The organism is Flavobacterium ginsenosidimutans, from assembly GCF_037478105.1.
In the GTDB taxonomy this organism is placed as follows: Bacteria; Bacteroidota; Bacteroidia; order Flavobacteriales; family Flavobacteriaceae; genus Flavobacterium; species Flavobacterium ginsenosidimutans.
Genome location: NZ_CP147988.1, coordinates 250923 through 276996, shown reverse-complemented (window position 1 = coordinate 276996; position 26074 = coordinate 250923). Strand labels below are relative to the sequence as shown.

The following is a 26074-nucleotide window of genomic DNA, read 5'->3' as shown; positions in this document are numbered from 1 at the left end:
ATGAAATTAATTCTTAAGATATTTTTCTAAAAACTGATCTTGTTCCCAAAGTAAATGAAGAATGTTTTCTTTGGCAACATAACTATGCGATTCTTTTGGAAGAATAACCATTCTTGCTGGCGCTCCTAATCCTTTTAATGCTTGGAAATATCTTTCTGTTTGCAAAGTAAAAGTTCCAGGGTTATTGTCTGCTTCTCCATGAACCAACAAAATTGGAGTTTTCATTTTTTCGGCATTCATAAACGGCGACATTGTATTGTAAACTTCTGGAGCTTCCCAATAATTTCTTTGCTCAGACTGAAATCCGAATGGAGTTAAAGTTCTGTTGTAAGCGCCACTTCTCGCAATTCCGCACGCAAAAAGATCTGAATGTGTTAATAAATTAGCTGTCATAAATGCTCCATACGAATGTCCTCCAACAGCCACTTTTTTACGGTTAATATATCCTAAAGCATCAACTGCATCAATCGCCGCCGCAGCATTATCAACTAACTGTGAAATAAAGTTGTCGTTTGGTTCTGTAGTTCCTTCGCCAATAATTGGAAACGCAGCGTCATCTAAAACCACATATCCTTTTGTAACCCAGTAAACAAATGATCCATAATAAGGAAATGTAAATTCATTTGAATTTTGAGTCGATTGCGAAGCACTATTTCTGTCTTTATATTCTGCTGGATAAGCCCAGATTAATAGCGGCAATTTTTCTTTTTTAGTTTTATCATAATCCGCAGGAAGGTATAAAGTTCCAGAAAGCTCCAATCCGTCTTTACGTTTGTATTTAATAACTTCTTTACTTACGTTTTTAATGCTTTCAAAAGGATTTTTGAAATCAGTAACTTGTGTTAAGCTGTTTTGTTTTTTTATATTTCTGAAGAAGTAATTTGGATACTCACTTTTTGACTGAATCTGAACTAATATTTTTCCAGATTTAAAATCTTCAATTTCTAAAATATCCTCTTTTTTATCTTTATAAGCAGAAGTATAAATGCGTTTTGATTTCAAAGTTTCAACATTGAATTCATCTACAAAAGGGAATTGTCCATCTTTAGTATAACCTTCGCCAATTCTGTAAAGGTTATTTTTTTCAACAGCTAAGACATATTGATTGTAATCATTTTTTCTTGTTTCGAAAACTCCGGGGTCTGAATAAACATCTTGCGAATTTCTATCCGTAATTAATTTTGGTTGCTGACTTGGATTTGATGGATTAATCAAAAAAGTTTTGGTGCTTCTAGTGTCATACCATTCTTCTGAAAGTACGGCTAAGTTGTCATTTCCCCAAGTGATTTCAGAGAAACGTTGTGGTGTTTTTACTAATGAAGTCGCTTCTTTATCGAAAGGCGCATCCCAAAGGAAAACTTCGTCTCTAAAGTCAACTTTTTTAGCAGGATCTCCTTCATCTAAAGCCACAACATAAGATAATGTTGCAGGTTTGTCCTTTCTCCAGTCCATTTCTCTTTTTCCTTTACGAACTGCCATGAAACCTTTTGGCGTAATTTCGTTTAACGGAACATCATTTACCAGTTTAATTTCTTTTCCACTTAAATTATAAACATAAGTTTTAGAAGGAAATTTGTAAAAAGGAACGATATAAGAAAATGGTTTTTGAATTGTAGTCAGCATAATATAATTGCCATCTGGAGATATTTCTTCTCCAAAATACATTGCTGCTTCTTTAAATAAAACAGCATCACCATTTAATTTTACTTTGTATAATTCAGAAGTTATGCTGTTTTCGAAATTTGCTTCGTCATTTTTATTTTTCAGCATATCAGGATAAGTTCTGTTTTGAGATTTTTCTCCTGAAGTGTTTGAAATAATTGGTCCAGTCGGTAAATCTTTTTTAGAGTCTAAAAGTGGCTGTCTGTTTTTAGGAAGCATTTTTACTAAAATGGTTTCGTTATCTAAAAACCAATTAAACGGATTTCCAAGATTTGCATTTACTAAAGCCTCTGTAAGTTTTGTAGCTTGTGCTGTTGCTACATCTATAACCCAAAGTTCTACACCAGAATTTGTAGTGTGAGAGAATAGGATTTTTTTGTCGTTTGGAGACCAAAGAATGTTTGATATTTTTGGATTAGTAGGAAGGTCTTTCACTTGAATTTCTTCTTTTCCATTTACTTTTCTTAATTTAAGATTGATAAGATAAGTTACCGTACTCGAAATATTAGTAACAGGATTAATTCTTAAACCGGCCAAACGAAGCTCGTCCTGATTTAAATCATCAAGCGTTTTATAAGTGTTGCGGTACATTAAGAGCATATTCTCCTTTTTTGTATCCATCGATACAGAAGGAGCTCTTTGATAATCTGCCAAATCTAAAATAGATTTAGAAGGTTTTTGATAAGTTAGATTCTCTTGCGCAAAAGATAAAAAGCTTATATTTAAAAATAAAAAGAGTGTAACCTTTAATTTCATAGTCTGAATTTTATGGGTTTGTAAATGGTATTCAAAATGTTTGTCTAAGATACTTTTGTCTTGTTACATTTTGTGCCCGATTTTTAATTTTTTTCAGTGTTTGTGTCTGAAAACTGTCTTTTCGAGAAGTAAATGATTCTAAGTAAGTATATAATTAAAATATATTAAATTGCTAATAACGAAAAAAATAGTATTTTGTATGCGTATATTTTAAAGTATGCGTAAATTTGCAATCCAATTTTTTAATAAATAATAATAGAATATGTATCATTCAAAAATAGCTGGTTTAGGATATTATGTTCCTGCTAATGTGGTTACTAACGATGATTTGTCGAAGATAATGGATACCAATGACGAATGGATTCAGGAAAGAACCGGAATTCAGGAGCGAAGACACATCATTCGTGGAGAAGACACCACAACTTCAATGGGAGTGAAAGCAGCTAAAATCGCAATCGAGCGTTCTGGCGTTGCCAAAGAAGATATTGATTTTGTAGTTTTTGCTACATTAAGTCCAGATTATTATTTTCCAGGACCAGGAGTTTTGGTTCAAAGAGATTTAGGTTTAAGAACAGTTGGAGCTTTAGATGTTAGAAATCAATGTTCTGGTTTTGTTTATGCACTTTCTGTTGCAGATCAATATATTAAAACTGGAATGTATAAAAACATTTTGGTGATTGGTTCTGAAGTTCATTCAACGGGATTAGACATGACAACTCGCGGACGCGGAGTTTCTGTAATCTTTGGAGATGGAGCAGGAGCTGCAGTTTTGAGCCGTGAAGAAGATTTAAGAAAAGGTATTTTATCTACGCATTTACATTCAGAAGGTGAGCATGCAGAGGAATTGGCTTTGCAAGCCCCAGGAATGGGTGCGCGTTGGGTAACAGACATTATTGCAGATAATGATCCGAATGACGAAAGTTATTATCCTTATATGAACGGACAATTTGTATTTAAAAATGCTGTTGTTCGTTTTGCAGAAGTAATCAATGAAGGATTAGAAGCAAATGGTCTGCAAGTTTCAGATATTGATATGCTGATTCCGCATCAAGCAAATTTAAGAATTTCGCAATTCATTCAAAATAAATTTAAATTAACAGACGATCAGGTTCATAATAATATTCAGAAATATGGAAATACTACGGCAGCGTCTATTCCGATTGCTTTAACTGAAGCTTGGGAACAAGGAAAAATCAAATCGGGAGATACTGTAGTTTTAGCAGCTTTCGGAAGTGGATTTACTTGGGCAAGTGCTATTATTAAATGGTAAAATAATCATCTTACATTATAATTTTTTTTAAACCTGCTTCTTTTTGGGAGCAGGTTTTTTTTATACAGATTTGTCAGGCTGAGCGGACTCGAAGCCTACGTTCCAGTAGGAGTGCCCTTCGACTTCGTTCAGGGAGACAAAACTTTGAGGATTGTATGTGTTTGATTTCTATTTGTCAGGCTGAGCGAAGTCGAAGCCCCATTCCAATTGGCACGCTCTTCTATTTAATGTTTTTTGGGTTAAATTTCTTACTTTTATTTTTTTTTAAAATAGAAAATGATGAAAAGATATTACGTCTATATTTTGAAATGCTCTGATGGAAGTTATTACACAGGAATGACAAATGATATAAATAGAAGACTAAATGAACATAATTATGGTTTAAATAAAGAAAGCTACACATTTAATAAAAGACCTTTAGAGTTGGTATTTTGTACGGAGTTTAATGATGTCATCCAAGCTATTGCATTTGAAAAGCAAGTAAAAGGCTGGAGCAGAAAAAAGAAAGAAGCTATAATAAAAGATAAATGGGAGGATTTGAAAAAACTTTCTCAATGTTTGAATAAAACAACTCATAAAAATTTTAATAAAAAGGATGTTTAGTAGTAAATTAGCCGTCGGTTTTGTTCAGTAGAACAGAGGCGACTTGTCCGGCTGAGCGGAGTCGAAGCCCACGTTCCAATAGGAGCGCCCTTCGACTCCGCTCAGGGAGACAAAGATTGAACATAATTGTTTCGCAGTTTGTCAGGCTGAGCGTCGTCGAAGCCTCTTTTAATAAAATAACAATGAAAAAAAATCAACTAGAGATAGCTTGTTTTAATTATGAATCGGCGTTAATTGCTCAGGCAAATGGCGCGGACAGAATTGAGTTATGTGAAAATATGAAATTGGGAGGAACAACGCCAAACTCAATTTTAGTGGTAAAAGTCCGTGAAAGTATAGATATAAAAATGCATGTCATTATTAGGCCTCGAGGTGGTGATTTTGTTTATTCTGACGAAGAGCTTACAGAAATGAAACAAGATATCAAGCAATATAAAAAGCTAGGAGTTGACGGTTTTGTTTTCGGAATTTTAAAGGAAAACGGAAAAATAAATAAAAAGCAAAACAAAGAATTGGTACATCTAGCGCATCCGCTTTCTTGTACTTTTCACCGTGCTTTTGATGTAGTGAAAAATCCAGAAAAATCGCTTGAATCTATTATTGAATGTGGTTTCAAAACAATTTTAACTTCTGGTCAAGGCGTAAATGTTGAAGAAGGAATTATCGCTTTAGAAAGGCTTCAAGAACTAGCTGGCGACAGAATAGAAATTATGCCTGGCGGTGGTTTACGATCTTCAAACATCAAATTGCTTCAGGAAAAATTAGATCTGACTTTTTATCATTCTTCAGCAATCACCGATAATTCTGAAATTGCAAATCCAGAAGAAATAAAAGAATTACGAAACTTTTTATAAATAGGTACTAAAACGAAAAAAGTCTGGAGATGGCAACCTCCAGACTTTTTTTTACAAGAAATATTCAAAAATTATTTAAAAAATCTTCTCAGACAAGATTAGAACATTCCGCCTCCGCCTTGGCTAGTATTGTCTTCTCTTTGTTTACGCTGTAAATTTTTGATTTTTCCACCTCCAAAATTGTAAGTTAAACCAAAATATACTGTTTGACTTTCCCATTTAAACTGCCCAGCTTGAGGGTAAGGATTCTCAGTATCGAAAGCATATTTCATAGTATTAAATACATCATTGAAACGAACACTTAAATTCATTTTGTTGTCTAACAATGTATATCGCGTACCAATATCCATTTTGTACATTTCGTGGCTGTTGTTCTGAAGCCCGTCTGTTGCACCTCTATAGAATCCGAAAGCTAAGAAACTCAAACGTTTGTTTACTTTAAAGTTAGAGTTCATGCGTCCATTAAAAGCAGCAACAGTAACTGTTTTGTTCTTAGGTCCAATTTGATTTTCTTCAGGAATAAAACCATATATAACTCCTGATTGATCAATGCTAGAAAAATCAATCGATGGCTGAATATCCCACCATTTTGTGATTTTATAATTTAATGACATTTCAAATCCGTAAGCAGTATTATGATCAAAATTTGTATAACTCATAATTTGCTTTTGCTCGCTTGCATCGTTAGGATCAGGATATAAAATTCTACTGATTTGGTCATTAATGCTTCTCACGAAAACTCCAGCAGTAAAACTTCCTTTTTCAAGAGTTTTAGTATAATTTACTTCAATCGAGTTGGTAAACTGAGGTCTTAGTTCAGGATTTCCTATCGAAGTAACTAACGGAGTAGCAAATTCACGAATTGGTTTTGTCTGCTCTAAACTTGGGCGGTCTACACGACGGCTGTAGCTTAATTGCAAGGTATTTTTCTCAGTCAAATTATAGGTTAAATAAGCTGATGGATACAAAGTGATGTAATCATCATCAAATTTAGTCTGTCCATAATTTAAGTTAGCTTGAACCTTATAACTTTCAAAACGTGCACCTACTTGATAGCTTAGTTTTTTGAATTTTTGTCCAAATGTTACATAAGCAGAATAAATATCTGTGTCATAAGTATAATGAGATGTTTGATCTGCAACAGGAAGCGAAGGATTACCAGTTATATAATCATTATCAGTTCTTGTGATTCTTGCTTCAGCTCCAGCTTCAAGAGTTGTTTTTTCGTTTAACGGATTAACATAATCTACGTTTACTGTGCTTAGTTTTCTGCCACCTTTTAGAAAATCATCGTAAACTACAGCCGAACTTGTATTATCAATGTTAGTTGTTTGAGTATCAAATGAAGCATTTTGAGTTTCTTTGTTATCGCTATAATTTGCCTCAAAATCTAATGTATGACCTTCTTTTTTAAAGATGTGTTTGTATGCTAAATTGTATGTTCCAACTCGGTCTGGCCCCCAATATTTTGATTTTTGTAAAATATTTGAAATATCAGAATCAGTTACATTATTGTAATCAATATTAGTATCTACATAACCTTTTCCGTCAGATTTGTTTTGGTTGGTATAAATAGATAAAGTATTGTGATCATCGATTAAATAATCCATTCCAATTTTGTATAAATAAGATTCATTATCATTCAAAACATCTATATTTTGAGTGATATCTTCATCAAATCTTTGGATAAAACCTTTATTATGGTATGTTCCAAAATTTTGACCAACGTTTCCAAAGAAATTTACTTTTCCTGTTTTATAATTCAAATCTAAAGACTGATTGTATTTTGCAGTTTCACCAAAAGTAATACCACCGCTATAGCTTCCATTAAAACCAGTGTTAGCATTTTTATGCAAAATAATATTGATGATTCCAGACATTCCTTCTGGATTATATTTTGCACTTGGATTGGTAATCAGCTCGATTTTTTTGATAGAAGTTGATGGAATCTGTTTCAATAATTGAGCAGGGTCAATATTAGTAGGGCGTCCATCAATTAATACACGAACATTATCATTCCCGCGAAGCGAAAGTTTTCCGTCCTGATCCACATTCACAGAAGGAATATTGTTCATAATATCTGATGCAGAAGCTCCAGCTGTTGTTAAATCTTTACCAACAGTAACTACTTTTCTATCAATTTTTTGCTCGATAGTAGAACGCTCGCTTACAATGTTTACACCTTTAAGTTGTGTAGCTTCTTCTTCAAGCGAAACATTTACAGTTGCAGATTTTTTGTTTTCGCTCAAAAGAACAGAACCGATATATTTTCTAAATCCAATGTATTGAATTTCGATCGTATAACTTTTTAATGCGATGTTTTTAAATGAAAAGTCTCCGTTATCATCTGTGTTTACACCAGAAACCACTTTTCCACTTTCTTTAAGCGAAACAGTTGCATAAGAAATAGGTGCATTGTTTGACTTTTCTGTAATTTTTCCAGAAACACTACCAGTATTCTGGGCCTGTGTTGTTGCGATTATCCCTAATAGCGCAAACAGAAAGAATTTTAATTTCATGATTTTTTTACTGATTATTTTTGATTTGATTGATGATGATTTTTGTTTTTGTTAGTTTTTCTTTTTTTTGTTTTTCTTTGCCTCAAAAAAAATGAAGTCACTATTAAGACTCTTTAGGTATCGATATGTTACAAGAAAATGTGAAAAAAAGCACAAAAAAAATCGTAAGCCTTGTTTTGTAAGAGTTTAAGCTTTTAAATTTTTGATAATTTTAACAATTAAAAAAATAGCTTTTTTATCAAATTGAAATTCTTTTCTTGAATTTAATATGTTTTTGATTTTCTCTAATTGATGAATAAGCAGTATCTTTGCTCACTTTAAAATAAGTTTACATGTCATTACCACAAATTCTTACACCTTCTATACAAAAAGCAATACAAGCATTATTTGATGTTACTGTTGATAAAATCGAGTTTCAAACTACTAGAAAAGAGTTTGAAGGAGATATTACAATGGTAATTTTTCCTTTGCTGAAAGTGATTAAAAGTAATCCGGCTGAATTGGGAAATAAAATAGGAAATTATCTAGTAGAAAATGTTTCTGAAGTTGCTCGCTTTAATGTAGTTTCTGGTTTCTTGAATATTGTAATTTCAGACAGCTATTATGTAGATTTCTTTAATGGAATAAAAGACCAAAAGCAATTTGGATTTGTAGCTCCGAACCCAGCTGAAAAAGCAGTTATGGTCGAATATTCTTCTCCAAATACAAATAAACCTTTGCACTTAGGACACGTTCGTAATAATTTGTTAGGATATTCTGTTGCAGAGATTTTAAAAGCTTCTGGTAAAAAAGTTTACAAAACTCAAATTATCAACGATAGAGGAATTCATATCTGTAAATCAATGCTGGCTTGGGAGAAATTCGGAAACGGAGAAACTCCTGAAACTTCTGGTTTAAAAGGTGATAAACTAGTTGGTAAATATTATGTGGAGTTTGACAAAGCTTACAAAAATGAAATTAACGGTTTAATCGAAACTGGTAAAACAGAAGAAGAAGCAAAAAAGCAAGCGCCGATTATTATCGAAGCTCAAGATATGCTTAAGAAATGGGAAGCTGGAGATGAAAAAGTGATCACACTTTGGAAAAAAATGAACGAATGGGTTTATGATGGTTTTGCTACAACCTACAACAATCTTGGAGTTAATTTTGATAAATATTACTACGAAAGCAACACTTATCTTTTAGGAAAAGATGTTGTACAAGTAGGTTTAGATAAAGGAGTTTTCGAAAAAGATCCAGACGGTTCTGTTTGGATTGATTTGACAGATGAAGGTTTAGACCGTAAAATTGTTTTGCGTTCTGATGGAACCGCAGTTTATATGACGCAAGATATTGGAACTGCAATTCAGCGTGTAAAAGATATGCCAGATGTTGGCGGAATGGTTTATACTGTTGGAAACGAGCAAGATTATCATTTTAAAGTATTATTCTTAATCTTGCAAAAATTAGGTTTTGACTGGGCTTCAAGTCTGTATCATTTATCATACGGAATGGTAGATTTGCCTTCTGGGAAAATGAAAAGCCGTGAAGGAACTGTTGTAGATGCAGACGATTTGATGCAAGATATGACCGATACAGCAAAACAGATTTCAGAAGATTTAGGAAAACTGGATAGCTATTCTGATGAGGAAAAAGCAAAATTGTACAAAACAATTGGTTTAGGAGCTTTGAAATATTACATTTTAAAAGTGGATCCTAAAAAACGTATCTTATTCAATCCAGAGGAATCTGTTGATTTTGCTGGAAATACAGGTCCGTTTATTCAATATACGTACGCGAGAATTCAGTCAATTATACGTAAAGCAGATTTTGATTTTTCTAACAAAATCGAAATCGAAGAACTTCATGAAAAAGAAAAAGAATTGGTAAAACAAATCGAACTTTTCCCAGAAGTAATCCAGAACGCGGCCCAAAACCATAGTCCAGCATTAATTGCCAATTATACTTACGATTTAGTAAAAGAATACAACTCTTTTTACCAATCAGTACATATTTTAGGAGAAGTTGATTTAACGAAAAAAATATTCAGAGTACAGCTTTCTCAAAAAGTTGCAGAGGTAATAAATTCTGCATTCCAGCTATTAGGAATTGAAGTTCCAGAGAGAATGTAAGAATTAAAGCATAATAAATTTTAAAGCCAATAGTTTTCGAACTATTGGCTTTTTTTATTGTTTTTTTGGCTTCAAAGGTACAAGTGTAATAAAATTCTTAAATAATTTTGCAGTGGCTTTGTAAGTATTACAATGCAAGTGATAATATTATAAGTCAACTCTTCTAATATTCATTTTTAACTATTTTGAATTAGTACGCTTTTAGTAAAGATGATAGAGATAAAACAAGAACCGTCTAGTAATTAGACGGTTTTTTTCTCTCAATTATTTTTATTTCTCTTCTTAAGCGATTATTTTTTAATTTCATCAAAAAACACAAATTGTAGTATTAGTATTATATTTTTGCATGTTAAAAGTAATTTAATACTTGTTAAAATTATTTTAATTTTTTAAGTTCGCCCCTCTAATTAAAAAAACAATAAATGAAAAAGAAAATTAAAGGGTTTGCAATTCTTGTATTCTTGTTTACTGTTCAAATATTTTTTGCGCAGGAAAAAACAATTTCTGGAATTGTATCGGATGGAAGCGGACCAATTCCAGGTGCAAATGTTGTAGTAAAAGGAACCAATAATGGAGTTCAAACCGATTTTGATGGAAAGTATAATATTAAAGCAAAAACGGGAGATGTTCTACTGTTTTCTTATATGGGTATGAAAGATCAAGCAATTACAGTTGGGAATGCATCTGCAGTAAATATTAAATTGCAAGAAGCTGGTGAAGAATTACAGGAAGTTGTGGTTCAGGTAGCTTATGGGACACAAAAGAAACAAGAAATTACTGGAGCTGTTTCTAAAATTGATTCAAAAATGTTAGAAACATCTCAAGCATCTAATGCAGTACAATCCTTAACAGGGAAAGTTGCCGGCGTACAAATTAGTGCTAATTCAGGCCAGCCTGGAGACCCGCCGCAAGTAAGATTTAGAGGTATAGGTTCAATTTCATCTTCAAATGCTCCATTGTATGTGGTAGACGGAATACCATTTAATGGAGATATCAACTCTATATCAACTCAGGATATCGAATCAATTAGTTTTTTAAAGGATGCATCATCTAACGCACTATACGGAAGTAGAGGCGCAAACGGTGTAATAATTGTTACAACCAAAAAAGGAAAGAAAGGGCAATTGACAGTTACTTATGAGACTAAAATTGGTGTTAACTCACGAGCTGTGCCTGAATATGACATGATTAAAAATCCAGCTGATTATTATAAAGCAGTATACAATAGAGTTAAAAATGGTTTAATTTATCAAGGACAAACGCCAGCTAATGCTTCAAGTATTGCTGTCCAAAATTTAATAGAAGGGGATACTTATTCTCTTGGATATAATAATTATAATGTAGCCAATAATCAAGTTATAAATCCAATAACAGGAGAAATAAATGCAGATGCTAAGTTGTTGTATCACGACGATTGGTCAAAAGCATTATTTAGAGATGCTATTAGACAGGAGCAATATTTAAGTCTGTCTGGCAGTACAGACAATCTTAACTCTTATTTGTCTATTGGGTATTTATCAGATGAGGGTTATACTATCAATTCGAATTTTGAGCGCGTAACATTGAGAGCTAATGTAGATTATAATGTTTCGAGTAAAGTAAAAATAGGAACAAATGTAAATTACGCACATTCAAATCAAAATGCTCCAATTTCAAATACGTCATCTTCAACTTATAGTAATTTATTTAGTTGGGCTCGTAATATCGCTCCTATATATCCAATTTGGCAAAGAGACGCAAGTGGTAATATGATTTATAATGAAGATGGCACTAAATCTTATGATTTTAATCAACAGGGAGATAGACCGTATGGGTCAAATTTGAATCCGTATGCAACTACATTGTTAAATACAAAATTAAATGAAGAAAATAAGTTTGGTGCCAGAGCTTATGTTTCTATTGATTTCTTAAAAGATTTTAATTTTAGATATAATATTGGATATGATTTATTGTCTGGTTATTACTTAACAAGTACAACAGGTGAAGGCGGTGATGATATGGGAGTTAATGGTAGAATAGGAACAGCTACTAAAAACCAATATACATTAACGAATCAGCAATTATTATCTTGGAAAAAAACTTTTGGAGAGCATGCATTAGATGTATTAATTGGACATGAATCATCTGATTTTACTTCAAAAATGCTAGCGGGACAAAAAAGTAATGTGGTGATATCTGATTTACCAATAATTAGCAACGCTACCAAATATGGTTACTTGGATGGATACAATGATCTATATAAAGTAGAGGGTTATTTTTCAAGATTAAACTATAATTATAAAAATAAATACTTTGTTAACGGAAGCTTTAGAAGAGATGGATCTTCTGTATTTGCTCCAGAAAATAGATGGGGTAATTTCTATGGTTTTGGACTTGCATGGTCTGTGATTAAAGAGTCATTCTTTCCTAAAACAAAATGGATCACAGATTTTAGAATAAAAGGTAGTTATGGAGAGCAAGGGAATGACAATATAAATTATCCTGTTACTTCACAAATTAGTCATCGCAGTTATTTTGGAAGTTTAAGAAACTATTATGCTTACGAAACTCAATACGAAGTAGTGCCTGACTCTGAAGGTAACGCAAGTGTTTTAAATGTTTTTGAAGCAGATAAAAGTGTTAAATGGGAAAAATCTAAAAACTTAAACGCAGGATTTGATATTACTTTATTTGATAGAATTTCTATTGAAGCTGAATATTTTGAAAGAAACGTTAGTGATTTAATATACAATTTTCCTATCGCTTTGTCTACAGGAACGTCGTTTGTCTCTAAAAATATTGGAGACATGGGAAATAAAGGAATAGAGATAAATTTAGGAGTTGATGTCGTTAAAAATAAAAATGTTGACTTCAATATTTGGGCTAATGCAACAAGCTATAAAAACAAGATAACGTCGTTACCAAAAGCATTTACAGATGGAATTTATCGTTTTGAAGTTGGTGCTCCTGCTTATTCATACTTTTTAAGAGAATTTGCTGGAGTAGATAAAACAAATGGCGATGCATTATGGTATAAAGACGAGAAAGATGCTGGTGGAAACTTAACAGGAAATAAAGTAACTACGAATGTCTTTGGAGACGCTACAACATATTTGAGTAAAAAAGATGCCAATCCAGATGTATATGGTGGATTTGGAACTTTATTTAGATATAAAAACATTACGTTTCAAGCTAGTTTTGCTTATCAATTTGGAGGTTACATGTATGATGGAGTTTACCAATCTGCAATGTATTCAGGATCGGATAATATAGGTCAGAATTATCATAAAGATGTGACAAAAGCTTGGACAATTGATAATCCTACTTCAAACATACCAAGAGTTGATCATATATCAATCTATCAAATGGGAAATTCAGATTATTTCTTAATAAAATCTGATTATATAAGCCTTCAAGATGTTTCGATAGGATATAACTATAACGACGCTTGGCTTAGGGATTTAGGTATACAATCTACAAAATTTACTTTGATGGGATCAAATTTAGCATTATGGTCTAAGAGAACAGGAATGGATCCAAGGCTAAATAGATTAGGAGAAAGGGTAAATAATGGGCAATCACTTAATGTGTATGGTGTGATGAGAAGTGTTTCATTTGGTTTAACAGTAAATTTTTAAGGACATGAAAAAGATAATAATAGCAATTGTATTTTTATTGGCTCTTACAAGTTGTGATAAAGAGTTTCTCGATACAATGCCAGAATCAACAATTAATAAAGAACAATTGGCAACTTCTACATCGGCGAATCAAGCTATTGTAAGCGGAATTTATTCTGCATTACGATCTTATGGATTGGCAATTGGAAGTAATCATGAAGATTATGGTCATAAATCTGTACTTTCTGCAATGGATATGATGTCTAATGATATGCTAATGACAAAATCGAGTTGGTACCAATCCTTCTATACTTACATTGGGAGACAACAAACGAATGCAAGATCTAGATTAGTATGGAATACTTACTATCCTCAGATTAAATCGACTAATATTGTACTTGGCGGTATTCCTTCAAATACTGCAGATGAGAATTTAAAGGCAATTCGAGGCCAGGCTTTGGCATTAAGAGGTTACTTCTATTTTATGTTGGCACGTACTTATGGACCTACATATATTGGTAATGAAACGAAATTATGTGTTCCTCTATATATAGAGCCTACATTAGAAGGTAAGGCAAGATCTAACGTGAGCGAGGTGTATAGTTTGATAGAAAACGATTTAAAGGAATCTATAGAATTATTAGCATCGTATAAAAGATTGAATAATGATTCTGTAGATCAGACTGTTGCAGAGGCTTTTTTAGCAGAAGTATATTTAGAAATGGGAAAATATGCAGAGGCTGCAAATATGGCTCACCTAGCAAGAAAAAACTATACTTTGCTTAATGAAACAGAATGGATGAATGGTTTTTATATTACAAAATCTAATGAAACCATGTGGGGAGCAACACTAAATTCTTCAACTAGTACTTTTGTTGCAAATTTCTTTGGACATTTTGATAATACAAACGCGTCGGGATACGCAGGTGGAATGGGAATTTATAAAAATATAGACAAAAGTTTGTATAACAGTATTTCAGAAACTGATTTTAGAAAAAAAGCCTTTGTCTCACCATCAGGAAATTTGACTTACCCATCTTTACCAGCTTATGCAAATATAAAATTTAGAGATCCAACTATAGACGCCGGTAGTTACATTTATTTGAGATCTTCTGAAATGTATTATATAGAAGCAGAAGCACTTGCAAGATCTGGAAATGAAGCTTCAGCAAAGCAAGTATTGTATGAGATAACAATAACTAGAGATCCGTCATATACGCTTTCTACAAATTCAGGTTCTTCATTAATTAATGAAATAATTCTTCAAAAAAGAATTGAATTATGGGGAGAAGGTTGTGCTTGGTATGATATGAAGCGATTAGGGGTTTCTTTAACAAGAGATTATGATGGTTCAAATCATCCTGCATTTGGTAAATTTAATATTCCAGCAGGAGATAATAGATTTATCTTTCAAATTCCTCAAGCAGAAATAGATGCAAATCCATTAATTGTTCAAAACCCTTTGTAGGTTAAGAAAAATAATAAGAAATAAAAAAAATCCGGAAGCCTTAAAAACTTCCGGATTTTTTATAACAACTAATTCTAATTACTTAACAAATTTGTCAATGATTTTATCTGTTTCTGCTTTTGCAGTATCTGGTTTTAAATCAAATAATAAAGAATAAAGCGCTTTTCTGTCAACTTTAGCTTCTAGGTTTAAATCTTGATGTCTGTCAAAAAGAGTTTGCCATTTGTCGCGAACGTTTTTCCATAATGCGTTGTTTTCTTTCCACCATTTTTGAGCGGCGATACATTTTACGTCTGGAACTTTAGTGTAAACATCAAATCCTTTTTCTTGTGCTAGTAAAACATCTTTTCCAGCATCGTCACGAACTAATTTATCATTGTCTTGCTCATGATTCCATCCAGTAGAAGTGATTTCATGAATATTTCTTCTTTTTAAAACATTGTAATCGTTACGTTTTGTTTGCTCTCTTCTTGGAAGTGGAGCATCGGCAACGTTTGCCCAATAATCTTGTCCATCAACATGAACCCATGTTGAAGATCCTTCGTATCTAGGGCTATCATCTACTTGATATACTTTTTGAGTCCACTGACCTTTAACTGCTTTTTTGTCTAATTTTTTGTATTTCCAAGAATTTCCTTTGTCAAACGAGTATAAGTCTGTGTTTTCGTATAGCCAATCTTGTCTCCAGTGTTTGATGATCATATCGTCACTTACAATCAATAAGTGTTGCATAACGATTTTGTTTGGTGTGTCTTCTAATAATTCAACCCATTCTAAAGCAGACTCATGTTTAGTTTCAGATGGTTTATAAGTAAGAGAATCTTTTGGGTAAGAGAAAGTTTCTGTGAAATTAAACTTCACTTCATAACAACCACACATCGATTTAATTGACTTAATGTCTTGTTGTTTTTTGTCCTGACTAAAACCAAGACTGCATGTTAAAGCCATAGCGGCTGACATAAATAGGCTTTTTGAAATCATAACTTTTTGTTTTGTTTTTAAAATTTTTCGCAAATATATAAATTTTATTTAGAACAATTAAAAATAGTTATATATTTGCATCGATTATTAAGACTGAATAAAAATAATGAAAATTAAAATTACTCTTTTTATTACTTTACTGTATTGTACATATTCTTTTTCACAGCAAAAAGATACTATTATAGCGCATGAAAAATTATCAGAAGTTGTTGTGACGGGTCAATTAGAACCACAATCTATAAAAAAATCAGTCTTTAATGTTCGAGTAATTTCAAAAGAAGATATTAAACAGCTAGCGGCAAACAATCTTGCTGATGTTTTAAACCAATACTTAAACATTACAATACAAAATAGTGGAAGTGATGGTCGTTCGACAGTTTCAATGTTTGGATTGGATTCGCAGTATTTTAAAATTTTAGTTGATAATATACCATTAGTAAGTGATACTGGAATGGGGACAAATGTAGATCTAACGCAGGTGAATCTTGATGACGTGGAGCGTATAGAGATTATAGAAGGTTCTATGGGAGTAACTCATGGTGCAAACGCTGTTACAGGTATATTGAACATTATCACTAAAAAAGGTGGGACTCATAAATGGGATATTAGTGCAACTGTTCAGGAAGAAACAGTAGGAAATGAATATTCATTTTCTGATAAAGGACGTCATATTCAATCAGCAAAAATAGGTCATAATTTTAACGATAATTGGTTTGTGAATGTAGGGGGAAATCATAATAATTTTGAAGGTTTTTATGATAACATGAAAGGAAAAGATCATTATGCAACTGATGGTTTGAGAGGGTACAGTTGGTTACCAAAAGAACAATGGGTTGGAAATGCAATGCTTGGATACCAGAAAAACAGTTTTAAAATTTTCTACAAATTCGATTACTATGGAGAAAATGTAGATTATTATAGTCCAATATTGGTTCCTCAAGATAATTATCCGTTTCCGGAAACTTACTTTACAAGAGACAAAAGATACATTACAAATAGGTTTTACCATCATTTAAATGCAAACGGAAAGATCTTTTCCAAATTGAATTACAATGTTTCTGTTTCACATCAAAAACAAGAACGAGATGCCGAATTGTTTGATTACCAAATGGAGACTGAGCAAGAATCTAATAATAATAGATTTACATATCAGTCTAAGGAAGTTTTTTATTCAACAGGAGCGTTAAGCAATTTTTTTAATAATAAAAAAGTCGATTTTCAGCTTGGTTATGAGATTACGAACGAAAATGGGTTTTATAGTAGTGCTGCAGGAACATTTTTAGATAATCAGCTTCAGTCTAAAGATGTCAGAAAGAGATTAGAAAATTACGATATTTTTACAGTTGCAGAGATTAGTTTGACAGATAAATTCTCTATTCGCCCAGGACTTCGATATTCGTTTCAGTCTGCTTTTGAAAACCAATATGCGAGTTCGTTAGGACTGAGATATCTTTTCAAAAAAGGATTAGAAGCCAGAGTTTCTCTTGGAAAGTCATATCGCACACCAAATTTTGACGAACTATATACCTATTTTGTAGATTCTAATCATAACGTACAAGGTAATCCTAATTTGGTTCCAGAAAATAGCACTTCATACGAAGCTAGTTTTAAAAGAACCTGCCGCTTTGATTCAGGAGCTCAAATAGCAAACAATCTTGCTGTAACTTTTTTAGATGTTAATGACAGAATTGATATGGTCTTAGTTGAGCTTCCAGGAAAGTATCAATATATAAATATCAATAAGTACAAAATGTGGAATATTTCAACCACAGAACAATATGCGTATAAAAACTGGAATGTAAAAGTTGGGGCTGCACTTGTTGGTATTTCGCAAAAGCTGGATCTGGCTCAGTTAGGTATTAGTTCTGATGATAAATTTTTATATTCCTTACAGTTGAACTCTAGTGTTTCTTATAATATTCCAAAATGGAATACTTTGTTAGCTCTTTATTATAAATATAACGGACAGCAACAGCAATTTGCTGCTGGGACAGACGAAAATGGCAAAGCGAAATTTTATTTGAATGAAATTAAACCTTATAGTTGGATGGATGCTTCTGCCCGTAAAACATTCTTCAATAATAAATTAGAAGTTACAGTTGGAGCCCGCAATTTATTCAATATTACTTCTGTTCAAATTATTCAGGGTAACGGCGGTTCAAGTGGAGGAGTTCATGGTTCTGGAAGTTCAGAATTAATGCTTGCTTACGGACGCTCTTATTTTCTCAAACTAACATATAATCTAAATTTTAATTAATAAATCAATACTATGAAAAAAAACTTTATTTTAATATTATCTTTTGTACTGCTTGCTCTTGGAGCTTGTAATAGTGATGATGAAGTAGCGCAGGCTAATGTAGTTGCTTTTGCAGCAACTTCAGTAAATTTATCTGCTGAAACAACTCCAATCGAAATTAAATTTGCTTCTCCAACAGCATCTGCAGGGTCTTTAACTCTGTCTTACACTGAAACTGCAGTTGTAAATGGTACAGACTACAGTACAACACCAGCAATCGCTGCAGGTAAAGTAATAGTTCCTTTCGAAAAAAATGTGTCTTCGGTAACATTTACTTTTAAGAAATTAAAAGAGGCTATAGAAGGCGAAGTAAAAAATGTCGTTTTCACTATTAGCAGCGCAACTATTAATGCTGTAATTTCTGAAAACAAATCAATTCAAGTAAATTTTAACGAAACAGCTTCTTTAGGAACGTCTTTGTCTCCAGAAGTTGGTGGGCCAATGGAACCAAACCAAATTTATATTGATTTGAGTAGTGGAAAAATGACTTCTGTTTTACGTAATTCTTGGGATCTAGGATTTTATTCTGGTTCAGATTTTAGAGTAGTGTTAAACAGCTCAGTTAAAATGGCTGCAAAAAAACTTGAAACAAGTAATATTGATGAGGTTCAAGTAGCTGATGAGACGATGATTATTTCTCAAGGGACTGGATTTTCTTCTCAGGTTGATGATTCAGCAGGTGATATTACAAAAACAGCAATTGCTGAAGTATCTGCAACTGATTCTGAAAATAAGGTTTATTTGGTTTATTTAGGAAACAAGCCAGCAGATGTAGCTCCAGTCTTAGGAAAAGAAGGTGCAGTCGCAGGAGAAACAAGAGGATGGAAAAAAATTAGAGTTTTAAAAAGTGGAAATGACTATAAAATTCAATATGCTAATATTGATGCTACAACACACCAAGAAGTTGTTGTTTCTAAAAATTCTGCTTATAACTTTACTTTCTTTAGCTTACTTGATAATAAAACGGTTAGTGTTGAACCACAGAAAGCACAATGGGATCTTAATTTTACAACCTTTACTAATGTAATTCCTTATGCAGGATCTACAGTACCATATTTCTACCCAGATTATGTAGTAAATAATGTAAAAGGAGGAGCGCAAGCTTATCAGGTTTTGATAACTGAGACAACTACATATGAGAACTTTACATTGGCTAATGTTGAAACTGCTAATTTTACTGCCGATCAAAGAAATATTGGTTCAAATTGGAGAGCTACTTCTGCGAGTGTAAATGGTACTATTGTAACTCAGTTTGTTTTAAAAACTGATAGATTCTTTGTTGTAAAAGATCCAGCAGGAAATGTATATAAAATGAAATTTACAGGTGGAGCAAAAGCAGATTTAGAAAGAGGACATCCATCATTCCAGTATGCTATTTTGAAATAAAATAATTTTTAGCAACCTCGAATAATTTATTTATTCGAGGTTTTTTTTGTCATTTAACTAAAATTATTTTTTGTAGAAGAAACTAATGTTTAAATGTAATATAGTTTTTCTCTTGAACTTTTTTGAAAAAAAAATCTAATAAATAAATTATTATGAAAGCAAAATTACTATTGTTGACTTTTCTTTTTTTTGGAATTTTTGGAATTGCTCAGAATTCAGTATCATATAGTTCTTTAAATACTACTCTAAATCTTAACTCAGGTGTTGAAGGTACATCAGATATAGTTGTTAGCTGTTTTGGAAGCAGTGGTATCCCAGTTGTTCTTAATACTTTTTTTTTATGTGGTAATCCGGATGGTTATATTTCTTATGAAGCAACAAATGGACACTCATTAACTCCAGGTCAAACAACGACTCTGAAGTTTAAGTTTAAAAAGACGGTGACCACGGATACCCAGATCGTTTATAAGTTTTCAACAAATGGAAGTTGTTTTCAAGAAGAAAGTAAGATGATAAAAATTACTGTTAATTATAAGGGATCATCCACTACAAATCCAACAAATCCAACAAATCCAACAAATTCAAATGTAATAACAAATACCAATCCTCAATATATCTATGAAGATAATACTATACAGCCACTAATAGGAAGTGATATGGGAAGCAATGTAACCTATCAATGGTATAGGTACAACTATGATGGGCAGGGTTTTAAAATTATTGCCGGAGCTACAAATAAGGATTATAGACCCGAAATTAATAATGGTCTAAGCTTTAAAGATAACTTTGTGGCTAATTATACACAATATCGTAGACATGCTAGTAATGGAAGTATAAGTAATGTGGTTGATATACAGGTAAATAGTGTCTTGTCAGTATCAATCCAAAATAACACAATTAGTTTATTAGGGTCAGAAATACAAGGAAGCACTCCTACGGGAGGAAATGGAACATATGAATACTCTTGGAAGTATACGAGTGAAGAAATTGGAACATTTGAGTTTACTGGAGAGGAAGGAAAAAATTTAAAACTTCCATCATGGATTTACAATCCGAATTTACCAATTAATGTTTATGAAGGTGTAGTTGTTACTAGATTTGTGAAATCTAGAAATAGAGTTGTTTCAAGTAATGAATTAATAATTCAACCTCTTCCAGAGACAGTAAATAATATAATTACTATAAACGGATCTACTATAACAGGTAGTTTACCGGCTGGAGGAGATGGAGTGTATGAATATTCTTGGCAGTATACAAGTGCAGAAATAGGAACGTTTGAATTTCCTGGAGAGGTTGGTCAACATTTGGTGCTTCCTTCTTGGGTATATAATGCAAATCTGCCTATAAATGTTTATCAGGGTATGACTGTTACCAGAACTGTAAAATCTAGAAATAGACCTTCCTTAAGCAATGTACTAACTCTTCCTTCTACAAAGGCAAATAAAATTACTTCAAAAGGAATAAATGCTGAAGATCTAACAGTTTATCCAAACCCAACATCTGAATCTATAAATTTTGCAACAAATTTTTCTGCAGATAAAGAGCTTGAAATCGTATTGTACTCAGAAAAATTAGGAAACGAAAAATCAGTTTATAAAGGAAAAGTAACACCAAACCAGGTAGTAAATTGGAAAATTCCAGCAAACTATCAAAAAGGGCTTTATTTTTATAAGATACTTTCTGACAATAAAGAATTAAAATCTGGAAAAGTTATATTCAATTAAACGGAATCAAAAATTTAGTTAATCACTAGCTTTGTTTTTTTTATTTTTTTTTTGATTTAGAGGTTAGATTTATCTAACCTCTTTTTTTTGTTCTACTTTCTTGTTAAATTGAATTAGAAACAAAATGTTATTCTATCTTTGCACAAAATTTTTCTGCAATAAGTTAACAATTATTTAATTGGTTTAATTTTTGAATGCAGTTCTTCATATTTTTATAATTATTAAGTGAATACAAAATCTTATTTTTTTCAGTCTTTTTCGATCGTTGCTTTGGCATTGGTTGCTTTTATTGGATTCAAACAAATCCTTCCAGATAAAATATTTTCGGACAGTAAATTAGATTCTAAAAACATATTAATTGACAGTTTGCTTTTAGAGTCTGTTGCCCAAGATTCTCTTTCGTTGGATGATGATAGTATTGCTGAGAGCGAAAGAAAGCTGAATCAGCAGAAAATTGTTTTTGATGAAACTGAAGGAATCGAATTTCCTGCAGAAACATTTGAAGATTATAAAGGATATCAATATCTGATTTCTTTTTATGAGAAATTGTATCAGCTAGAAAAAAATCCACAGAACAAAGTTAGAATCGCTTATTATGGAGATTCGATGACAGATGGTGATTTAATCGTTCAGGATGTTCGTACCAATTATCAGGAACGTTTTGGAGGAAATGGAGTAGGTTTTGTTTCTATTACTTCAGAATCTGCAGCTTCAAGAGGTTCTGTCAAATCAACTTATTCTAAAAACTGGAAAACACAATCCTACTTAAATGTAAAAAGACCAACAAGCCCTTTTGGTGTGAATGGTCATGTGTTTTTTGCAAATGATAAATCCAATTCGACTTGGGTTCAATACGAAGCAGGTCTTAACAAATTTTCTACTTCTTTAGATAATGCAACCTTATTTTATGGGTATTCAGCTAAAACTGGAAAAGTGAATTTTATTATTGGAAAAGATACCATCAAGAAAAGTCTTTCGCCAAATAATTTAGTGAATACATTAAAAGTTTCATCTGGAAGCTTGAAAGCTTTCAAAGCAAATTTTGTACAAGCAGATTCTATTCCGATTTACGGATTTAATTTTGATAATGGCGCGGGAGTTCACGTAGATAACTTTTCGCAAAGAGGAAATTCAGGACTTCCGATTTCAATGTTTAATGCTGACGTAATGAGAGCTTTTAATAATAGTTTGAAATACGATTTAATTATCCTTCATTACGGAACAAACGTTTTAAATTACGGAACCAAAAATTATTCTTGGTATGAAAAAGGAATGACCAAAACCGTTAACAAAATAAAAGAATCTTTTCCAGGAGTTTCAATTTTGATTGTTTCTACAGCAGATAAATCGACAAAATATGATATGGAAATGAAAACCGATTCTGCCGTAGTTCCTTTAATGAAAGCGCAAAAACACTATGCACTTGAAACACAAGCAGGATTTGTAAACTTATACACTTTAATGGGAGGTGACGGTTCAATGATTAAATGGGTTGATGAAACTCCGGCGAAAGCCAATAAAGATTATACGCATTTTAACCAACGTGGAGCAAAAGCAATTGGTAATTTGCTGTATGGACAATTAAACAAAGGATACGAAGAGTATAAAAAACTCCGAGAAAAAAGAGATGCTGAAGGAACTAAACCAAAACCAGTAAGAAGAGCCAAACCTGATTCCGTTTCAGTAACAACAGACAGCTTATGATAAATAAACTCATTGTTTTCTTTTGTTGTCTTTTTTTTGCAACAAATGAAAAAACTCCGAAAACAGACCTACATCCAATACCTAAAAGTATGATTCAAAAAGTGGATACCGCAAAAATTGATGTTCCTTCTGATGGTCAGATTTATAATGCGAAAGTATTAGAAGATTTCTTTAAGAAATTAGAGGAAAATGAAAGTAATAAAAATCAAAAAATAAATATTGTGCATATTGGCGATTCGCATATTCAAGGCGATTTGATGACTAATGAAATCAGAAAAAATCTGCAGCAGAAATTTGGAAATGGAGGAAGAGGTCTAGTATTTCCTTATCAATTGGCCAAAACAAACGGATCTTACAATGAACGATTTAGATCGAACAGAACTTGGGAAAGTTATCGAAATATTTATCCAGTAAAGAATAACCCAATTGGATTATGCGGAATTGGACTTTGGAGAGATACTGGTGGATTTGTAATGGAAATGAATGTAAAAGATCCCGCCTATAAATTCAATACCATAAAAATTATTACGCCTCAGAACCAAAATATGTTCGATTTGGCAATTTCGTCTAAAATTAATTCCATTCAGACGACAGAGCCAAAAGTTATTACACATAAAATCAAAAAAGGCGAGGTACTTGGAACTATTGCAGACAAATACGACGTTTCGATTGCAGATATTAAAAGAGACAATCATTTAAAGTCAAATAATATTCGTGCGGGAAGAACGTTAAAAATTGCTACAAAGGAAACAAAACAAAAGACCATTTCTATGTCAGAGTTTGTTCCGTTGGCAATAGAATCAGATTCTTATTCACATTATTATAATTCAGAAAATGCTCTAAGCCGAATTTTCTTGATTCCGAATAAAGAAGCTAAGGATTATGAATTAAACGGAATTGTTTTAGAAAAAGATGCTTCTGGAATTATTTATAGCGGAATTGGAGTAAATGGAGCCAAATATTCAGATTACAATAAATATCCGTTATTCTTTGAACAATTAAAATCGTTGCATCCAGATTTGCTTATTTTTTCGTTAGGGACAAATGAAAGTTACGATCACTTAGATGCTGGAAATTATATCAAAGAATTAAGAGAGTTTATCAGCAATATTAAAGCACAGAATATAAATGCTCCAATAATTGTGATGACGCCGCCGCCATCGCTGCTAAGAAGAAAACCGAATAATTATATCAACGATTATGCAAGAGAAATTATTGAGACAGCTCAAAAAGATGGTTTTGCAGTTTGGGATTTGTACGATGAGTTTGGCGGAATGAGTGGCATTAAACAATTAAAAGTACAAGGATTAATTGGGCCAGATTGGGTTCATTATTCAAAAAAAGGATACGAGAAACAAGGGAATTTGTTTACTCAGGCGTTTTTAAGAACATACGATAATTTTAAATTAAAGAAATAAGTTGACAACAATAGATAGCATTAATAATTGGTTCATTCAAAACTTTGGTGCAATTACAATAGAACAAGTTAAGAGTTGGTTTGTTTACAATCCCGACGAAAAACTTTTATTCAACACCGGTTTATTCTTAGGTTTATTTCTGGTTTTCTATTTTGTGTATGGTTTTTTACGCAAAACATTTTATTTGAGATTAACGTATGTTATTCTCTTCTCATTATTCTTTTATTATAAATCTAGCGGAATTTACTTTCTGCTTTTATTGCTTTCGTCTGTTGTAGATTATGGCTTGAGCCAGATTATTTATAGAGAAAGCAGAGACGGAGTTAAGAAATTATACTTGGTGATTAGTGTTATTTTGAATTTGGCACTTTTGGGCTATTTCAAATATATGAACTTTTTGATTGTAACTTACAATGATATGTTTCAGGGTAATTTTGCACTTCATAATGTTTTTCTTCCTGTTGGAATTTCTTTCTATACTTTCCAGTCGATGAGTTATATTATTGAGATTTACAGAGAAGAAATTAAACCAACAAAAAACTACATAGAATATTTATTCTTCGTTTCGTTTTTCCCGCAGTTAGTCGCTGGACCAATTGTTCGCGCGAAAGATTTTTTGCCTCAGATTTATCAAAAATTAAATCTAACAAGACAAGATGTAAACAATGCTTTGTTTTTGATTATTGGAGGTTTAATCAAGAAAACAGTAATCTCAAATTACATTTCGGTAAACTTTGTAGACCGTGTTTTTGATACACCATTGAGCTATACTTCTTTTGAAAACTTGATGGCTTCTTACGGATATGCAATTCAGATTTATTGCGATTTCTCTGGATATTCAGATATGGCAATTGGTATTGCATTGTTGCTTGGATTTAAATTGCCAACCAACTTTAGAACGCCTTATAAATCAACTTCGATTACCGATTTCTGGAGAAGATGGCATATTTCACTTTCGACTTGGTTAAAAGACTTTTTATACATTTCGATTGGAGGAAATCGTGAAGGTTCTTTCGCTGGATATTTATTCCCAAGTTTATTCTTTTTTGGATTATTGCTTTGGGGAATGGCAAATTATACGACAAGTATAATTCCTTTGATTGTGGCGTTAGCCAGTATTCTAGTTTTCTGTTTATCATTTTTACTTTCAAGCAAAAGAAAACAGACTTTAGTAACCAATTTTAACTTGTTTACGACAATGCTTTTAGGAGGTTTGTGGCACGGAGCAGGAGCACAATTTATAGTTTGGGGAGCACTTCACGGATTAGCTTTGGCAGTTCATAAAATATTCATGGAATTCTTTCCTTCTAAAAAAGATAAGAGTCCAAATTTCTTGTGGAGATTTTTCTCAATCTTAATCACATTCCATTTTGTGGTTTTCTGTTGGATCTTTTTCCGCGCAAGAGATTTCGAAACAGCTTTACAGGTAATCAATAATATTGGACAATTAACATTCGAACCAGAACTTTGGAAAACGATTGTATTAGGTTACAAAAATGTTTTCGGATTAATGTTATTCGGTTACGTTTGGCATTTCTTACCAGAAACTTTCACCAACGGGATGAAATCGGTTTTCGACAAAACTCCGATATTGGTAAAAGCAATAATCTTAGGATTTGTTTACTGGATTGTTTATGCAACAGCTGTTGCAGGTTCACAACCATTCATTTACTTTCAATTCTAAAATAAAGGTTCAAAGAGACAAAGTAACAAAGGTGCAGAGGTT

General features: G+C 32.3%; 15 protein-coding genes. 12 read left to right on the top strand and 3 right to left on the bottom strand.

The window, feature by feature from the left end:
- Nucleotides 1-6 precede the first annotated feature (6 nt).
- A complete protein-coding gene (locus tag V6624_RS01320; RefSeq protein ID WP_338840651.1) occupies nucleotides 7-2418 on the bottom strand; it encodes a S9 family peptidase in 2412 nt (803 codons plus the stop codon).
- A 262-nt stretch (nucleotides 2419-2680) separates the two neighbouring features.
- On the opposite strand from V6624_RS01320, the gene V6624_RS01315 reads away from it, so the two are divergent.
- From V6624_RS01315 to V6624_RS01305, 3 genes are all read left to right on the top strand, one after another.
- Nucleotides 2681-3688, top strand: a complete 1008-nt coding sequence (locus tag V6624_RS01315; protein ID WP_338840650.1) for a beta-ketoacyl-ACP synthase III — start codon at nucleotides 2681-2683, stop codon at nucleotides 3686-3688.
- Between the two features lie 279 nt (nucleotides 3689-3967).
- Nucleotides 3968-4291, top strand: coding sequence for a GIY-YIG nuclease family protein (locus V6624_RS01310; RefSeq protein WP_111286008.1), 324 nt, complete (start codon nucleotides 3968-3970; stop codon nucleotides 4289-4291).
- Between the two features lie 182 nt (nucleotides 4292-4473).
- On the top strand, nucleotides 4474-5145 hold the full coding sequence (locus V6624_RS01305; protein WP_111285615.1) for a copper homeostasis protein CutC: 672 nt from the start codon (nucleotides 4474-4476) through the stop codon (nucleotides 5143-5145).
- 98 nt (nucleotides 5146-5243) lie between these two features.
- Here V6624_RS01305 and V6624_RS01300 read toward each other — a convergent pair whose 3' ends face one another.
- Nucleotides 5244-7664 carry a TonB-dependent receptor domain-containing protein gene (locus tag V6624_RS01300; protein ID WP_338840649.1) on the bottom strand — a complete coding sequence of 807 codons (2421 nt, stop codon included), beginning with the start codon at nucleotides 7662-7664 and terminating at the stop codon, nucleotides 5244-5246.
- A 332-nt stretch (nucleotides 7665-7996) separates the two neighbouring features.
- On the opposite strand from V6624_RS01300, the gene argS reads away from it, so the two are divergent.
- The 3 genes from argS to V6624_RS01285 all read left to right on the top strand — a co-directional run bounded on the left by argS (nucleotide 7997) and on the right by V6624_RS01285 (nucleotide 14839).
- Nucleotides 7997-9775 (top strand): arginine--tRNA ligase, encoded by a 1779-nt coding sequence (gene argS / locus V6624_RS01295; protein ID WP_338840647.1) that lies wholly within the window; start codon nucleotides 7997-7999, stop codon nucleotides 9773-9775.
- Between the two features lie 422 nt (nucleotides 9776-10197).
- On the top strand, nucleotides 10198-13392 hold the full coding sequence (locus V6624_RS01290; protein ID WP_338840644.1) for a SusC/RagA family TonB-linked outer membrane protein: 3195 nt from the start codon (nucleotides 10198-10200) through the stop codon (nucleotides 13390-13392).
- Nucleotides 13393-13396: 4 nt separating this feature from the next.
- Nucleotides 13397-14839, top strand: coding sequence for a RagB/SusD family nutrient uptake outer membrane protein (locus V6624_RS01285; RefSeq protein WP_111285623.1), 1443 nt, complete (start codon nucleotides 13397-13399; stop codon nucleotides 14837-14839).
- A gap of 78 nt (nucleotides 14840-14917) precedes the next feature.
- Here V6624_RS01285 and V6624_RS01280 read toward each other — a convergent pair whose 3' ends face one another.
- Nucleotides 14918-15820, bottom strand: a complete 903-nt coding sequence (locus V6624_RS01280) for a DUF6607 family protein (RefSeq protein ID WP_338840643.1) — start codon at nucleotides 15818-15820, stop codon at nucleotides 14918-14920.
- 106 nt (nucleotides 15821-15926) lie between these two features.
- On the opposite strand from V6624_RS01280, the gene V6624_RS01275 reads away from it, so the two are divergent.
- The 6 genes from V6624_RS01275 (at nucleotide 15927) to V6624_RS01250 (ending at nucleotide 26032) form a co-directional block, all read left to right on the top strand.
- Nucleotides 15927-18077 carry a TonB-dependent receptor plug domain-containing protein gene (locus V6624_RS01275; RefSeq protein WP_338840642.1) on the top strand — a complete coding sequence of 717 codons (2151 nt, stop codon included), beginning with the start codon at nucleotides 15927-15929 and terminating at the stop codon, nucleotides 18075-18077.
- Between the two features lie 12 nt (nucleotides 18078-18089).
- Nucleotides 18090-19502: an HmuY family protein gene (locus V6624_RS01270; RefSeq protein ID WP_111285629.1), complete on the top strand. Its 1413-nt coding sequence runs from the start codon at nucleotides 18090-18092 to the stop codon at nucleotides 19500-19502.
- Nucleotides 19503-19654: 152 nt separating this feature from the next.
- On the top strand, nucleotides 19655-21226 hold the full coding sequence (locus tag V6624_RS01265; RefSeq protein WP_111285631.1) for a hypothetical protein: 1572 nt from the start codon (nucleotides 19655-19657) through the stop codon (nucleotides 21224-21226).
- Between the two features lie 225 nt (nucleotides 21227-21451).
- The gene (locus V6624_RS01260; protein ID WP_338840639.1) at nucleotides 21452-22930 is read left to right on the top strand and encodes an SGNH/GDSL hydrolase family protein; all 1479 of its coding nucleotides are present in this window, start codon (nucleotides 21452-21454) and stop codon (nucleotides 22928-22930) included.
- 89 nt (nucleotides 22931-23019) lie between these two features.
- Complete coding sequence (locus V6624_RS01255; protein WP_239455625.1) at nucleotides 23020-24348, top strand: GDSL-type esterase/lipase family protein; 1329 nt, start codon at nucleotides 23020-23022, stop codon at nucleotides 24346-24348.
- 1 nt (nucleotide 24349) lies between these two features.
- A complete protein-coding gene (locus V6624_RS01250) occupies nucleotides 24350-26032 on the top strand; it encodes an MBOAT family O-acyltransferase (protein ID WP_111285638.1) in 1683 nt (560 codons plus the stop codon).
- Nucleotides 26033-26074: the final 42 nt, after the last annotated feature.

Excerpts from the sequence above, each read along its gene's own strand:
- V6624_RS01275 (WP_338840642.1), top strand. The coding sequence starts at position 15,927 with ATGAAAATTAAAATTACTCTTTTTATTACTTTACTGTATTGTACATAT.
- V6624_RS01315 (WP_338840650.1), top strand. The coding sequence starts at position 2,681 with ATGTATCATTCAAAAATAGCTGGTTTAGGATATTATGTTCCTGCTAAT.
- V6624_RS01300 (WP_338840649.1), bottom strand. The coding sequence starts at position 7,664 with ATGAAATTAAAATTCTTTCTGTTTGCGCTATTAGGGATAATCGCAACA.
- V6624_RS01310 (WP_111286008.1), top strand. The coding sequence starts at position 3,968 with ATGAAAAGATATTACGTCTATATTTTGAAATGCTCTGATGGAAGTTAT.
- V6624_RS01320 (WP_338840651.1), bottom strand. The coding sequence starts at position 2,418 with ATGAAATTAAAGGTTACACTCTTTTTATTTTTAAATATAAGCTTTTTA.
- V6624_RS01280 (WP_338840643.1), bottom strand. The coding sequence starts at position 15,820 with ATGATTTCAAAAAGCCTATTTATGTCAGCCGCTATGGCTTTAACATGC.
- argS (WP_338840647.1), top strand. The coding sequence starts at position 7,997 with ATGTCATTACCACAAATTCTTACACCTTCTATACAAAAAGCAATACAA.
- V6624_RS01285 (WP_111285623.1), top strand. The coding sequence starts at position 13,397 with ATGAAAAAGATAATAATAGCAATTGTATTTTTATTGGCTCTTACAAGT.
- V6624_RS01270 (WP_111285629.1), top strand. The coding sequence starts at position 18,090 with ATGAAAAAAAACTTTATTTTAATATTATCTTTTGTACTGCTTGCTCTT.
- V6624_RS01265 (WP_111285631.1), top strand. The coding sequence starts at position 19,655 with ATGAAAGCAAAATTACTATTGTTGACTTTTCTTTTTTTTGGAATTTTT.
- V6624_RS01290 (WP_338840644.1), top strand. The coding sequence starts at position 10,198 with ATGAAAAAGAAAATTAAAGGGTTTGCAATTCTTGTATTCTTGTTTACT.
- V6624_RS01255 (WP_239455625.1), top strand. The coding sequence starts at position 23,020 with ATGATTCAAAAAGTGGATACCGCAAAAATTGATGTTCCTTCTGATGGT.
- V6624_RS01305 (WP_111285615.1), top strand. The coding sequence starts at position 4,474 with ATGAAAAAAAATCAACTAGAGATAGCTTGTTTTAATTATGAATCGGCG.